Annotated in this window: 14 protein-coding genes and 4 pseudogenes; 10 read left to right on the top strand and 8 right to left on the bottom strand. The window is 69.2% G+C overall.

Features of this window, described 5'->3' with window-relative positions:
* Window positions 1-80: 80 nt before the first annotated feature.
* Both ACZ4M3_RS29520 and ACZ4M3_RS29525 read left to right on the top strand, forming a co-directional pair.
* Window positions 81-1,037: a GlxA family transcriptional regulator gene (locus ACZ4M3_RS29520; protein WP_467737750.1), complete on the top strand. Its 957-nt coding sequence runs from the start codon at window positions 81-83 to the stop codon at window positions 1,035-1,037.
* A gap of 292 nt (window positions 1,038-1,329) precedes the next feature.
* Window positions 1,330-1,506 (top strand): VOC family protein, encoded by a 177-nt coding sequence (locus ACZ4M3_RS29525; RefSeq protein ID WP_467737752.1) that lies wholly within the window; start codon window positions 1,330-1,332, stop codon window positions 1,504-1,506.
* A 138-nt stretch (window positions 1,507-1,644) separates the two neighbouring features.
* Here the strand turns inward: ACZ4M3_RS29525 and ACZ4M3_RS29530 are convergent.
* Window positions 1,645-1,821 (bottom strand): annotated as a pseudogene (locus tag ACZ4M3_RS29530) (IS701 family transposase); the annotation flags it as partial.
* 58 nt (window positions 1,822-1,879) lie between these two features.
* Here ACZ4M3_RS29530 and ACZ4M3_RS29535 point away from each other — a divergent pair.
* Window positions 1,880-2,395, top strand: a complete 516-nt coding sequence (locus ACZ4M3_RS29535; protein WP_467737754.1) for a hypothetical protein — start codon at window positions 1,880-1,882, stop codon at window positions 2,393-2,395.
* Window positions 2,396-2,682: 287 nt separating this feature from the next.
* On the top strand, window positions 2,683-2,856 hold the full coding sequence (locus tag ACZ4M3_RS29540; RefSeq protein ID WP_136217646.1) for a CsbD family protein: 174 nt from the start codon (window positions 2,683-2,685) through the stop codon (window positions 2,854-2,856).
* Window positions 2,857-3,111: 255 nt separating this feature from the next.
* Here the strand turns inward: ACZ4M3_RS29540 and ACZ4M3_RS29545 are convergent, their stop codons facing one another.
* From ACZ4M3_RS29545 to ACZ4M3_RS29555, 3 genes and pseudogenes are all read right to left on the bottom strand, one after another.
* Window positions 3,112-3,339 carry an ATP-binding protein gene (locus ACZ4M3_RS29545; protein WP_467737756.1) on the bottom strand — a complete coding sequence of 76 codons (228 nt, stop codon included), beginning with the start codon at window positions 3,337-3,339 and terminating at the stop codon, window positions 3,112-3,114.
* Window positions 3,340-3,514: 175 nt separating this feature from the next.
* Window positions 3,515-3,928, bottom strand: a pseudogene (locus ACZ4M3_RS29550) (MEDS domain-containing protein); the annotation flags it as partial.
* A complete protein-coding gene (locus tag ACZ4M3_RS29555; RefSeq protein WP_467737758.1) occupies window positions 3,925-4,281 on the bottom strand; it encodes an STAS domain-containing protein in 357 nt (118 codons plus the stop codon). The pseudogene ACZ4M3_RS29550 and the gene ACZ4M3_RS29555, both read right to left, overlap by 4 nt.
* Before the next feature lie 401 nt (window positions 4,282-4,682).
* Here ACZ4M3_RS29555 and ACZ4M3_RS29560 point away from each other — a divergent pair, with 401 nt between their 5' ends.
* Window positions 4,683-4,844: a hypothetical protein gene (locus ACZ4M3_RS29560; RefSeq protein ID WP_037792689.1), complete on the top strand. Its 162-nt coding sequence runs from the start codon at window positions 4,683-4,685 to the stop codon at window positions 4,842-4,844.
* 1,165 nt (window positions 4,845-6,009) lie between these two features.
* Here ACZ4M3_RS29560 and ACZ4M3_RS29565 read toward each other — a convergent pair.
* Together ACZ4M3_RS29565 and ACZ4M3_RS29570 are read right to left on the bottom strand one after the other, a co-directional pair.
* Window positions 6,010-6,294: a chaplin gene (locus tag ACZ4M3_RS29565; protein ID WP_467737760.1), complete on the bottom strand. Its 285-nt coding sequence runs from the start codon at window positions 6,292-6,294 to the stop codon at window positions 6,010-6,012.
* Window positions 6,295-6,893: 599 nt separating this feature from the next.
* A complete protein-coding gene (locus ACZ4M3_RS29570; RefSeq protein WP_467737762.1) occupies window positions 6,894-8,141 on the bottom strand; it encodes a beta-ketoacyl-[acyl-carrier-protein] synthase family protein in 1,248 nt (415 codons plus the stop codon).
* Window positions 8,142-8,207: 66 nt separating this feature from the next.
* Between ACZ4M3_RS29570 and ACZ4M3_RS29575 the strand changes: the two genes are divergently transcribed.
* From ACZ4M3_RS29575 to ACZ4M3_RS29585, 3 genes and pseudogenes are all read left to right on the top strand, one after another.
* Complete coding sequence (locus ACZ4M3_RS29575; protein ID WP_467737764.1) at window positions 8,208-8,825, top strand: TetR/AcrR family transcriptional regulator C-terminal domain-containing protein; 618 nt, start codon at window positions 8,208-8,210, stop codon at window positions 8,823-8,825.
* Between the two features lie 62 nt (window positions 8,826-8,887).
* A pseudogene (locus ACZ4M3_RS29580) lies at window positions 8,888-9,312 on the top strand (transposase family protein); the annotation flags it as partial.
* Between the two features lie 49 nt (window positions 9,313-9,361).
* Window positions 9,362-10,183: a CHAT domain-containing protein gene (locus tag ACZ4M3_RS29585; RefSeq protein WP_467737766.1), complete on the top strand. Its 822-nt coding sequence runs from the start codon at window positions 9,362-9,364 to the stop codon at window positions 10,181-10,183.
* Between the two features lie 209 nt (window positions 10,184-10,392).
* Here ACZ4M3_RS29585 and ACZ4M3_RS29590 read toward each other — a convergent pair.
* Together ACZ4M3_RS29590 and ACZ4M3_RS29595 are read right to left on the bottom strand one after the other, a co-directional pair.
* Window positions 10,393-10,878: pseudogene (locus tag ACZ4M3_RS29590) on the bottom strand (transposase family protein); the annotation flags it as partial.
* Window positions 10,879-11,102: 224 nt separating this feature from the next.
* A complete protein-coding gene (locus ACZ4M3_RS29595; protein ID WP_467737768.1) occupies window positions 11,103-11,429 on the bottom strand; it encodes a hypothetical protein in 327 nt (108 codons plus the stop codon).
* A 96-nt stretch (window positions 11,430-11,525) separates the two neighbouring features.
* Between ACZ4M3_RS29595 and ACZ4M3_RS29600 the strand changes: the two genes are divergently transcribed.
* Together ACZ4M3_RS29600 and ACZ4M3_RS29605 are read left to right on the top strand one after the other, a co-directional pair.
* Entirely contained in the window at window positions 11,526-11,795 is a 270-nt protein-coding gene (locus ACZ4M3_RS29600; RefSeq protein ID WP_467737770.1) for a hypothetical protein, read from the top strand.
* 411 nt (window positions 11,796-12,206) lie between these two features.
* The gene (locus ACZ4M3_RS29605; RefSeq protein ID WP_467737772.1) at window positions 12,207-12,416 is read left to right on the top strand and encodes a hypothetical protein; all 210 of its coding nucleotides are present in this window, start codon (window positions 12,207-12,209) and stop codon (window positions 12,414-12,416) included.
* Window positions 12,417-12,627 lie beyond the last annotated feature (211 nt).

Here is a 12,627-nt window from a genome sequence, read left to right on the forward strand (position 1 = left end):
CCGAGTACGACCGTGAGCGACGAGTGGCACTGATGCCTCTGATCGCAGGATTCGTGCCAACCGTGTGCCACACTGCGCCCATGCCACCCTTCACGACCGTCGCCGCGTACGTCCCTCCCGGCGTCGGCCTGCTCGCCGTCGGGATCGTCACCGAGGTGTTCGGTCCCCACGGCGCGGCGCTGCCCGGTTTCGACTTCGCCCTGTGCGCCGACCGGCCGGGACCGGTGCCCACGGACCATGGCGTGCCGCTGTCCGTCGCGCACGGACTGGACCGGTTCGCCGACGCCGATCTGCTGATCGCCCTGCCCGGGGCCGGATTCCGCACACCGCCCGGCCCCGCGGTACTTGACGCGCTGAGGACCGCACACCGACGCGGCTCCGTGGTCGCGGCCCACTGCGTCGGCACGTTCGCGCTCGCAGCCGCAGGACTGCTCGACGGCCTACGGGCAACCACGCACTGGCGGTTCGCCGAACTCCTCGCCGACCGCCACCCGGAGGTCACCGTGGAACCCGACGCGCTCTACATCGACGAGGGGAGCATCGTCACGGGCGCGGGAGCCGCCGCGGGCTTCGACCTCTGCCTCCACCTGCTGAGGCGGGAGTACGGCGCCGCAATGGCCAACGCCGTCGCCCGGGACATGGTGCTGCCCTCCCACCGCGACGGGGGACAGGCCCAGTACCTGGCCGCGCCCGTCCCCGAGGACGGCGAGGACGAGCGGCTCGCCGAGGTCCTCGGCTGGGCCCGCGAGCACCTCCACGAGCCCCTGCCCGTAGCGGAGCTGGCCGACCGCGCCCTGATGAGCAAACGTTCCTTCGCCCGCCGCTTCACCGCCGCGACCGGCACCACCCCGCACGCCTGGCTGCGCAGCCTGCGACTGAGCAGAGCCGAGGAACTCCTGGAAACCACGGACCTACCCGTCGAGGAGATCGCCCACCGGGTCGGCTACGCGAGCGCCGCCGTGCTGCGCGAACAGTTCGTACGGCGCCGGGGAGTTCCACCCCGCTCCTACCGCCGGGCCTTCACCAGTACGCCCTAGTACTCCAGCCGTACATCGTGACCTTCAGCCTGATGTGACTCAACGCTTCTGTTGGCGGGTGAGCGCTCGAGTTGGCGAGCTGTGCCTTCCGAAGGGCAGGGCAGGTCCTGCAGGCAGGCACTTGCAGGGCCGCATCGACACTTGACCTCAACCAAACTTGAGCTTTTAGGTTCCTTCCAGAGCCACAGGAACCGACCAGCGTGCCTTTCCAAGGAGGTTCGCCGGGACCGAGCGCACAGCCCACATCGAGATCCCCTACCGCTACCGCTACCGCTACCGCTACCGCTATGCCGTGATCCCGCACATCATGGTCGACGACGCCGCCGCGGCGATCGCTTTCTACCAGCGGGCATTCGGCGCCCGTGAGGACTTCAGGATCGACGCTCCGAGCGGCGGGATTCTGCACGCCGAGATCACCATCGGACCGTCATCCTCAAGGACCCTTCGGGGCACATGGGGGTGTTTCTGACCCACGTAGAAGACGTCTCGCAGGAAGAGCTTCGGCGCCGCCTGGCCGCCGCTGGGGTGACTGGACCCCGTGCGCGCTGTGATCCGGACCGAATACCGAGCGCCGTACCTTATGGAACTTGCCAGCTGAACCGCTCGATCATGTCTGGGCTGCTTGCCGCCGGTAGTGGCCGGCCTGGGATCGGGCCTGGTGGCGACGTCGCCAGTTCGACCAACCGAGCCGGTGGGCGGCATGGCGGACAGGTCGGACGACGAGGGTGATGAACAGGTGCTGGATCTCGTTGCAGGTGAGCGGGATCAGCTCACCTGGCCCGGGGCGGTGGGCGTAGAGGGTGCGTTCGGGTGAGGATGACCGTCGCGCTATCTTCACGATCATGAACAGAGTACGAGCCACCAGGCTCATCGGGTCGAGCTTCGGGCTCTTCTTCGTCCAGGCCAATGCCGGTGCCCTTCCGAACGCCGTCGGCATCCCCCTCCGAGTCCTCGCCGTCGTCGCGCTCCTGCTCCTCGGGGTCTTCAACCGCCGGCCCGTACCCGAGACCACCACCGCCTCCCCGCCGCGCTTCGGCCGGTCCTACTGGTTCGTCGTCGCAGCCGAAGTCGTCGGCATAGCCGCCGGCCTCGCCATCATCAACAAAGTCCTCAACACGCCCGCTGCTACCGCCGGCTGGATCGCCTTCGTCGTCGGCGTCCACTTCTTCGGCCTCGCGACCGCATGGAGCCGACCCCCACTCCGCGTCCTCGGCGGCTCGATGGCGGCCTGCGGTGCACTCGGCATGACCCTCGCCTTCCTCGGCGCTCCCGCCTCCGCCGTCTCCACCGTCTCCGGCATCCTCCCCGGCGCGCTCCTCTTCGGCTCGGTCTGGTGGTCGAGCCGCTCCATCGCCTAGGAGTGCTGTCCGTCCGGCTCCGGCACCCGGATCGGCTCAACGGCCCGACGCCGGCCGGCTGTGTAAGCGACTCCAATTCGTTCGGTACCGCCGGGGCCTGCGTCTCCGGATAGGGGCGCCCGCGAGGGTGGACGTCATGGACGTGCCGGGATACGTCGCCCATGCGTGTGACAGGGCCAGGCCGCGGTCGCCGATTCTCCCCCGGCCGCGGCGTCGGGGTTTGGGAGGGAGTCGAGCGGTCACACGAGGCCGTGTAAAGCTTTTTCTATCGTCGGGAGTGATCAGCTGTGTCGGACGAGCAGAAGACCGAGGCGAAGGCAGAGCAGGCCAAGGGCAAGGTCAAGGAGACGGCTGGCCGCCTAACGGGCAACGAGGGGATGACCGCCGAGGGCCGCGCCGACCAGGCCAAGGGCGATGCGCGCGAGGCCAAGGAGAAGGTCAAGGACATCTTCAAGCACTGACCGTGACGTGCAGGGGTCGGTACCGCAGCGGCGGTACCGACCCCGTCCTTGTTCAACACCCCCGGCACTCAGCCTGGCCCCGCAGACGTCCAACCCGTCCGGGTACATGGTCGTCGATGTCGTCCTTCTCGAAGAGGAACTCCGTCTTCGTGGCGGCGACGCGCCTGGCCACGCCGGCGGCTTCCTCGTCGAACCGTGACCGGGACAGGAACGGGCCGACCGTCTGGGGCCCGGGGTCGGGCTTGCTGAGCGGGCTCAGGGTGCGAGGTGAAGGCGCAGGGTGAGGCCGGTACCGGTGGCGCGGATTTCGACGAGGTCGCACAGCTGGTGGATCATCCGCAGGCCCCGGCCGCCGTTACCGGAGGTGAGGGCAGGGTGCCGGCGTCCGGTGAGGGGGGTTGCCAGGTGGCCCTTGTCGCGGATCTCGGCCACGGCGGTGCCGTGTTCGGTGGTCCACAGTCGAAGGGTGCCGCCCCGCGGCATAGGGAAGGGGCAGGGCATGCACTGGTTCGGGTAGGGGTTCGTCGCAGTCGGCGCAGACGGCGGCGCGGTCGACGTAGGCCGCACTGGCCAGGTCACGGCCGTTCTCGAGGAGTGTGGGGTGGGTGCGCCGGGCGTCGGCGGCCACTGCTTCGGGTGGGGCGGTAACGTCGTAGGGGCACAGGATCGTGGCGGCGCGGCCGGCGAAGGCGGTGTTGATGAGCGCCTCGTGCCGGGTGGCTTCCAGCGTCTCTGGGCGCGAGCGGCTCGGCCAGATCGGCTCTCCCACGATGCGAGCGGCCCGGCCGGGGTGCCGGTCGGCGAAGTCCTGCAGGGCCGCCAGGATCCTCCCGGGGTTTCGGCCCAGCACCGCCATGTCCGCGAAGTCGACACCCGCGGCGTCGCCCCCCAACCACCCGCGCAGAGCGTCCAGATGTGCTTCGGGCACCGCCACGAACGTGGGCTCCTCTGCCCTGAGCGCGGCACGCACAAAGCCGCCCACTCCTCTGACGTACTCCTCCTGGGTGCGGTAGAACAACGCGGGATGCACGAAGGGCCCAGCATCCGGAACGGTGGTCACGCTGTCGGTCATGCCGCCATTTCCAGGACACTGCACTCGTCGGGGAACATCTGCACTGCCCGCAGCAGCGACGGTGGAGGTTGATGCAAAACCAGCCGCCGGCCCTCACTCCTCAAAACATCTGCTGCGCAAACCAGTTGGGAAACGGCATCGACGTCGAAAAAATCGACCCCGCTCAGATCAAGGTTCACGACGGCGCCGGGCACGCGGACCAGCGCGCTCAGGGACGCCGCCAGCTCCGGGCGCGAGTCCAGATCCGCATGACCGACCAGTCGCGCCCCCGGCCCATCGAGGAGCGGCGTCACATGTAGCGCCGGCGCCGGCTGCGCGATGTGGGAGTATGCACCGTGGCGGCCTGCAGCCACGTGCGTGCGATGCGCGGCAATCGGCAGGGCCGCGGCGCCAGCGACGTCCAGGCGCCGATCGAATCACAGGCACAGCCCGGTCACTGGAAGATCGGCGAACACCTCCGCTTCCAGGCGCAGTTCGTACTCCAGGAATCGCTCCGCGCCCGGCACCTCCCGCGTGCACCAGTCCATCTCGCTTCTCGTGTCGCCGCGGACTGCCCGGCACCATCTTCTACGAGCCTGCGCCGGAGCCGCCCACGGGGCGCGTACCGGCATCGGGAGCGAACCTGAGCGCTGGCCGCGCCTCCTGCTGAATGCAGGCGCATTCCCTTGCCTGCCTTCCCGGTTAAGAAACACATAAGGATCGAGCGCATGGGTGGAGGGCGGCGGGGCACAAGGAGCCTCGGAGGTTGATAACTATGGTTCCCCTGCTTCTTGTTCTCCTGCTCGCTCTGATCCTTTTCGGTGCCGGTTTTGCGGTGAAGATCCTTTGGTGGGTCGCGATCGCGGTTCTGGTCCTGTGGCTGATCGGTTTCGTTGCCCGTCCCAAGGGCGGCAGTGGCCGCTGGTATCGCTGGTAGCCGCACGAGACCAGCCCGGTTCTGATTGCATGACAGCGGCCTGCCCCTTTCCCAAGGGCGCGGGCCGCCGCCATGTCGCCATATCGGGCGAGACATGGCTGGTGCTGGGTGAAGCGGAGATTCTGGGTTATCACGGCCATAGCCGGGGCGGTCGCCGTGGCACGCAGGGAACTGCTCACCCCCAACGATCGACGGCCGTCCCGGCCCCCGAAGCCGGGGGCGACGCCAGCCGCTAGGAGCATTGAATCCGCAGGACTCAGAGCGTAGGGGTTGCTGTTGCACGGCCCAGGTCGGCACGGTTTCAGCTGATGGCCATGCAGGTACAGGCGAGGCTTGTCGCCAGATATGTTTCTTCATCCATTTTCGGGTAGTAGTCATGTGGGACGGCGTCGATCTCGGCGTGGACCCCGACGCGTGGAGTGCACTACGTGATCCCATGCAACGGATGGGACTCCATGACCACTGCAAATTTCTCTGCCACTCCTGGTCACTGCGCGGGCGGTGCGGACGTATCGGCCACCAGACACGGCGGCTGTCGACCGAGACGAAGTCGGCCCTGAAAACGGCGGAGCTCTTCGCTGCCGCGGAAGGTTTTGCCGCCGTCGGGTGGGTGGGACGAGGGTGGCGTGGGCGAGGTCGGTGACCATGTGTCAGCCGAATCCGCCGGTGCCGTCGGTCGCGTCGGGGTGCGCATGCGCGGCGCATGGGGCTGGGGTCGTCGACGGAGACTCGGATGGTGTTCGGGTGGGCGCCCAGGTGGAGGGTGTAGGTGCCGCCGCCGTGGCGCAGGGGCGTTGGTGACGAGTGCGGATACGACCAGGACCACGCTGTCGGCCGCGTCGGGTGGGGCGGCCGACAGCCCGAGGGTTTCGAGGAGGTCCCGGCCGGCCTTCAGGACGGCGGCCACGCCGAACGCCCCCGCCTGGTCCTGCTTCTCCGCCTGTGCGAGCTGTGGTGGTGCGGCGGACATGTGCCAGGGGAGAAGGCAGCACCCGCTGGTGCGTCCGTGCGACCAATACCCGACAGGCCCCGCACAGAAGTCGGCCTCCCCTCGGAGGATGGCGGGGAGGCCGATTTCGGTACCGGGCTGTGCGCTGCGGCTGGTTCAGGTGGCCGCTGGGTGTGACGACGCGCTGTGTGCGCCGGCATCCGGGGCCTGGTGGTGTCAGTACTCGCCGTGCTGCTGGCCCTTGTAGTGGTCCTTGAGGCCGCCGCCGTTGATGCAGGTGTTGCCGAAGGCGGGGTTGAGGAGGCCGACGACGTTTACGGTGTTGCCGCAGATGTTGACGGGGATGTGGATGGGGACCTGGACGACGTTGCCGGACAGGACGCCGGGGGAGCCGATGGCGGCGCCTTCGGCTGTGGCGTCGGCGGCGGCCATGCCGGCCCCGCCTGCCAGGACGGCACCGGCGGCGGCGGTAGCGGCTACGGCCTTGGCGATACGGAACATCAAAATTCTCCTTGAACTTGGTTTGCGGGGAATCCAACTCGGACGACGCACCCCACAACCGCCCGGACCGCCTGTCCGTCACGGGTACTGGGCCGAATCGGTGACCTGCTACCTGGGTGTGGCCTACGAGCTCTGCCCTGACCGCTACGACGCCCGGGCCGCCTGCCCCGGACCGTGGCGGGATATGAAGGGGCCGGGGGAGTGGACGTGTCGGCTTCGGGTGTCCACGCACCCCGTGCGACGTCACACAGGGTGGCGAACGCTGTGCTTGTGATGCGGGGAGCTGGCCGGCTGCGGCTATGGTCGGGCGCAGTCCCCGCCGATAGGGCGTGCGCGGGCGAGGCCCGGTGACCAGAGCGCTCTGGCGGTAGCAGTACCGGGTCGCGGTCGGCGCGTACGGCGGGTAAGCCTGGACGCTGATGCCGAGGGTTTCGCACGCGGTGGTGAACACTTTCGACCCGGACAGCCCCGGGGATGCAGGGGTAGCACGCCCCGGGCCGGTGGACGCCGGCCGAGCGAGGGCAGGCCAGAGCCACCGAGCTCGTCGCGCTGGACTTCACCGAGGTGCCGCCCACCACGGTGCAACGCATGCGGCTCCCCTACCGCATTGGACGTGCGATGCCGTGCGCGGCGACGATGAGTGAGACGTTCTGCCCACCGAAGCCGAAGGAGTTGCTGAGCACGGCCTCCTGGGGGGCGTCTCGTCGCTCCGCGACGACATCGAGGTCGATGTCGTCGCCCACGCCGGCCTCGGTGAGGTTGCGGGTCGGTGGGATGACGCCGTGCTTCACACTGAGAACGGCGATGAGCGCCTCGATCGCGCCGGCTGCGCCGAAGAGATGGCCGAGCGCCGCCTTGGGGGCTGTCACGGTGGCGCGGCCGAAGACCTTCCCGATCGCGCGCGCCTCGGCGACGTCGCCGACCGGAGTCCCGGTGGCGTGGGCGTTGATGTGGCTGATCTGCTCGGGAGCCAAGCCGGCTTGCGCGAGGGCCTTCCGCATGGCCGAGATCTGCCCCGAGCCGTCGGGAGCGGGCGCGGTGATGTGGTGGGCATCGGCGGCGATGCCGGCGCCCGCGAGCACCGCGTGGACCCGCGCGCTCCGGGCGTTGGCATGCTCGGCGCTTTCGAGCACCACGACGGCCGCGCCTTCACCGAGGACGAATCCGCTGCGGTCCGCGGCGAACGGCCTTGATGCCGAGGCGGGTTCACCAGTGTGCCGCGAGAGTGCTTTCGCCTGGGCGAAGCCGGCGACGGTGATGGGGGTGATCGCGGCCTCGGTCCCGCCCGCGATGACCACGTCCGCCTCGCCGGCACGGATGAGCCTGGCCCCCAGGGCGATCGCCTCGGCACCGGAAGAGCACGCCGAGACGGGCGTGTAGACCCCGGCCCGCGCGCCGTACTCGATACTGATCAGCGCCGCCGCCGCATTGGGCATGAGCATCGGGACGGTGCGTGGCGAGACGCGCCGAGTCCCGGCCGCCTCCAGTGCGTCGTCTTCTTTCAACAGCGTCCGTATGCCCCCGATGCCCGTGCCGATCGCCGATGCCAGCCGGTCCGGATCCACCTGCGGGGCGCCGGCGTCGGCCCAGGCTTCGGCCGCCGCGATGAGGGCCGCCTGCTGCGCGCGGTCGAGCCGCCTGGCCTGCACCGGCAGCAGCAATTCAGCGGGATCGATCGCCATCGTCCCCGCGACGGTGTCGGGAAGGCCGGCGTCCTCGTGGTCGCGCAGGACTCCGCCGCGAATGCCGGACTCGCCGGCAAGCAGGGCGTCCCAGGTGGACGCCATGTCCCCACCGAGTGGCGTGGTCGCGCCGAGTCCGGTCACTACGACTTCAGTCCCGTGCATGCCCTTGGACCTTTCTTGTATGTGATACAAGTTCACAAAGCTTGTTGTATCACATACAATTCGGACGTGGAAACGAAACGAACCGAAGCTCGATCAACGTCGGGTCGCTCGCGTGACCGCGGTCGCGCGACCAGGCGCCGGCTGATCGAGGCAACCGCACAGCTCTGCAAAGAGCGGCCCGGCACCGAGCTGAGCGTCGCGGCGATCGCGAACGCGGCAGGGGTCTTCCCCAATCAGGTCACCTACCACTTCGGCTCCAAGGACTCGTTGCTCGTGCACGCCGCTTTTCTCGGCTTGCTGCACGACGCCCGCCGGATCGAGCGCATCGGGCGCCAAGCACCCGATGCGGCGACATTTCGGCGCAACATCGCCCGCGCCGTGCTGGCCATGCCCTCGCTCCCATCGGTCGCGCGAGCACTCGCCGCCGGGATCTCCAAGCCGGAACTCGCCCCCGTGGTCGACCAGCACCTCCAGTTGCTGTTCCGGCAATCCGAGCGCTTCGTGAGCCAGCTCATCGACAGTCGCGGCTGGAGGACCCGTCGACCGCTCAGTGTGGAGGCCAGGACGTTCTGGAGTACCGCGCTCGGCGCAGTACTGCTCGTCCGCGCCGGCGCACACGGCACTGTCGCCGACCTCGACCTCGCCGGAGCATTGACGATCCATGACGAACCCGAACCCGGCTAGATGAATGAGTCCGATGTTTGTGCTGGCCGCGACTATGGCGAAGGGCGCCCGATGGCCTGAGTGTGACTTCTGGCCTGGACGCCCTTCTGGCGGCACTGCACGTGTTCATCGACGACCATGTAGCCCCGCGTCGCCGGATCGGCGACCCCCCAAACTGACGGACGCCGAACTGCTGTGCCTGGCCGTCGCCCAGGTCCTGCTCGGCTTCCCCTCGGCCCGGCAGTGGATCCGCTTCGCTCACGCCCGGCTGGCACGCCTGTTCCGCTACCTGTCCCAGCAGTCCGCCTACAACAAGCGCCTCAACGCCGCCGGCCCGCTCATCAGCCACGTGATCGAGGCCCTGGCCCGGCAGCTGCCCACCTGGCACGACGACCTGCGGCTGTTCGACTCCACCCCCCTGCCCTGCCCCGCCTCACGCGAGACCGTCAAACGCTCCGACCTGGCCGGGCACTGCGGCTACGGCTACTGCCGCAGCGACTCCCGCTTCACCTGACTCCGTAGGCAGCGCATTTTCCTCAGCGACCCGGCTCCCGAGGATGGGGGGCGCCCGGTGGACTGCGTTGCTAGCTCTGCACGCCGCGGGCACCGGGCAGGGCCCGTACCGCCGCACCGTCCTGGACCGGGTGATCTCCTCCTACACCCCCACCATCCGTGCTCTGCACCACACCCGCCGGCGCCGAAACCAGCGCCGGGGCCGGGATGCCTCCACCCCCCGGTCCCTGATCGTCGCCATGCCGACCACTCCCGGCCTCAGCCCACTGGATCACGTGGCCGAGGAAGCCCGCCGGATCAGGGCCCTGCTTCCCCGCCCGGTGCAGCTCACCGGACCCGAGCCCGCGCTCGACGGATCGCCCGTTCCGCCGGGCGCCGATTCCCCAACCGCTGCCGCCGTGCTCACCTTGCTCCCGGAGTGTGGCATCGCCCACTTCGCCTGCCACGGCGACACCGACCACACCGACCCGTCCCGGAGCCTGCTGTTCTTGCACGACCACGCCACAACGCCATTGACCGTCTCGGCGCTGGCCCAGGTCGATCTCGACCGCGCGCAGCTGGCCTACCTGTCCGCCTGCAACACCGCGCATCCCACCGCCTCCGACCTCCTCGACGAGGCCATCCACCTCACCAGTGCCTTCCAGCTCGCAGGCTTTCCGCACGTCGTTGGAACCCTGTGGCAGATCGACGATCGCCTGGCCGGCGACATCGCTGAATCCTTCTACGCACACCTGGTGGCCGACCGGCCCGGAACGCCCGACCCCGACCGGGCTGCCACCGCTCTGCACCGCAGGATCCGGGCAGTTCGCGACCGCTACCCGGCAACTCCCTCCTTGGGGGCGGCCTCCCTTCACGTCGGCGCGTGATCGAGTCGGACACGATCCGAGACGCGGCGCTGGCGTTCCGTACACTCCTTGCGATCCACATTCGCTGGCCGTGGCACTAGACGAGCTGGGCCAAGACTTTCCCCGGCGCAATGCCCTGACCAAGGTGGCTCTCAACACCGTTTGCCAAAACAACATCACTACCACCGGCCGCCAGCTTCGCGAACTGATGCTCCGCGCCACCTCGTGCGCCCGGCGACCGTCGTGGCGGCCGCCGCGGCCGGCAGGTGGGACTCGCGCCAGGCGTGGGCGTCGGCCTTGTTCCCGGGTGCCGGCCGGGCCGAGGCGACGACCAGGTGGGTGTCTGCGTCGATGATGACCTGCACGTTCGCCGAGAACCGGTAGTTGTAGGAGGAGGCGCCGACCGTGCGGTCACGGACCGGGATGAGGGTGCCGTCCACGATCCACAACCGCTCGACCTTGGCAACCGTCCGGGGGCCGGCTCCGGCGCCAGCAGCGGACGCAGACGCTCGATGACCCGGCAGACGGTGGCCGGGGAGATCCCGAAGAGCGGGGCGTGCTGCCGCATCGTGAGGTTCGTGCGGTAGTAGACGGCCACCAGCAGCACCCGGTCGGCCAGCGGCTGGCACCACGGACGGCCCCCGCCCGGACCGTTCCCACCGATCGATCGGCAAGCCTGTGAACGTCTCCACCCATGCCGGCTCAGCGCGTAACATCCTGCCCGTACAGGCAAGATGCCCCACATCAGGCCTTCTGCGACACTCTTTATGCCGTCGTTGTGGTTGGGATGGTGTCGGGTCCTTTTTCGGTTCTTCTCCGGCTGGGGCTTGTGACTACGGGCAACGGCGGACGTTGCGGACTCTGTGGTGTTATGGCCGGGCGGCGCAGGTCACGCATGGGCGATCGGATGCGCCGGCAGAGTTCCTGCTGCTGTCGGCTCTCAGCGGGCTCGTGGCGCGAGGCTCGGGGATTGGTGCTGTCCGGCTCTGCGTACCGAGCGCAGGGTCTGGCAGAGGAGATCCCAGGCCAGCACCATGGCGGCGGTGACCATACAGCTGCTGGCTGCCATCGAGGACCCTATGCCGATCCCTCGTGCGTAGAAGGCGGCCCAGGGGCCCGCGCTGCCGAGGTCCCACAGGGGCCGTTGCGGCCAGTCAGCAGAGACCATGTCGCTCAGGGACCAGCCCACCAGGGCGAGCAGCGTCAGCCAGAATCCGGCGAGTACCAGCTTCCGGGCAGCCGGCCGCCGCTCCCACACTCCACCCATGCCCGCCCCCTGTTGTCGGACTGGCCACTATAGGGGGCCCTCCGGTGCAGGTGCCCTCCGGCTCACGCTTTCGTACCGGCGAGTAGCGTCGTGGGCATGGAATCGCTGATGGGCATCGTCGTGCTGACCTTGTTCGCGCTCGCCGCGTTCTTTGCCGGCTGGGGCGCGGTACGGCTTCTGCGCCGCGCCCGCCTCGGCTGGTACGCGGGCGTACCGTTGCTCGTCACCGCGGGCTCCGGCTACGGCGTGGCCTGGCTGCTGTGGCCGTCGTACTACGTCGGTCCGGCTGTCCTGGTGTGGTGGGGCTGCGCGTTCTTCGGAAACGTCTCGGGCTGGTTCTGCCCAGCCCGAGGACTCCACGCCTAGCGGGATGGCGTGAACACGCCCGGTTCGGGCTCGGCCAAGGTGCCGTGGTGAGCCGGCGTTTCAGATTGGCCCGCTTGCTCTCGACGTGCCGGGGTTCGGTGTCGGTGTCGAGGGCTTCGCAGAGGCCTTGGCGCGGAGTTCCGTCCGTGGCCGACTCGAAGGCGGCCAGGATGCGCCGAGGAGGCGTTGGTGTACCAGCCGTCGGCGTGGCCGGTGATGCGTCTGTCGCAGGCCGTTTACCCCCCGCCACCCTTCGCCGGACAGATGGTTCGTCCCGGTTCTGTACGCACAGGCCCGAGCCGAGCCCCGCGTCTATCCACCGCTGGGGTGGGCCCACCAGAAGAACCCATCGATCAGGCCCAGGGCCCGTTCAGCATCGAAGAGGGTGGGCGGCGCCGTGTTGCCCTCGCGATGTATGACGTCGTCGGGACCCGGCCGGCTGGCCGGGAGAAGGATCGACCGGTACTCCTCGTCGACATCACCGGCTGGACGGCAGACGAGGTCCGGACCGGCGCCGCGCTGATGACCGGGCTCGGCCGGTTCGGCGTCGGCGGCGGGGCCCTGTACTACCCGCGCCCCGGCGAGCGGAACCGCTGGAACTGGTCCGGCGACACCCCCTGACCTGGGCGGCAAGGCCGCCCTGGACCTGCCCGTCTACGCCTACGCCGCGAAGGATGGCACCCGGACGCGGATCAGTACCGTGAAATCGCCCGGCACCGCCCTGCCGCTGTCCGGGCTGGTCATCAACCTTGCAGCCCGTCGAGCCTGGGCGGGGCCTTACCTTCGGAGTCGTCGTGTTCCGATCCACTGGTACCTGGCCTCCCGCTGAACG

Source organism: Streptomyces sp. NPDC026522, from assembly GCF_055567555.1.

Bases quoted from the DNA above. Each gene is read 5' to 3' on its own strand.
- ACZ4M3_RS29535 (WP_467737754.1), top strand. From the start codon at position 1,880: ATGAACAGAGTACGAGCCACCAGGCTCATCGGGTCGAGCTTCGGGCTC.
- ACZ4M3_RS29570 (WP_467737762.1), bottom strand. From the start codon at position 8,141: ATGCACGGGACTGAAGTCGTAGTGACCGGACTCGGCGCGACCACGCCA.
- ACZ4M3_RS29565 (WP_467737760.1), bottom strand. From the start codon at position 6,294: ATGTTCCGTATCGCCAAGGCCGTAGCCGCTACCGCCGCCGCCGGTGCC.
- ACZ4M3_RS29605 (WP_467737772.1), top strand. From the start codon at position 12,207: ATGTATGACGTCGTCGGGACCCGGCCGGCTGGCCGGGAGAAGGATCGA.
- ACZ4M3_RS29595 (WP_467737768.1), bottom strand. From the start codon at position 11,429: ATGGGTGGAGTGTGGGAGCGGCGGCCGGCTGCCCGGAAGCTGGTACTC.
- ACZ4M3_RS29585 (WP_467737766.1), top strand. From the start codon at position 9,362: ATGGGGGGCGCCCGGTGGACTGCGTTGCTAGCTCTGCACGCCGCGGGC.
- ACZ4M3_RS29560 (WP_037792689.1), top strand. From the start codon at position 4,683: ATGGTTCCCCTGCTTCTTGTTCTCCTGCTCGCTCTGATCCTTTTCGGT.
- ACZ4M3_RS29600 (WP_467737770.1), top strand. From the start codon at position 11,526: ATGGAATCGCTGATGGGCATCGTCGTGCTGACCTTGTTCGCGCTCGCC.
- ACZ4M3_RS29545 (WP_467737756.1), bottom strand. From the start codon at position 3,339: ATGCCGCGGGGCGGCACCCTTCGACTGTGGACCACCGAACACGGCACC.
- ACZ4M3_RS29520 (WP_467737750.1), top strand. From the start codon at position 81: ATGCCACCCTTCACGACCGTCGCCGCGTACGTCCCTCCCGGCGTCGGC.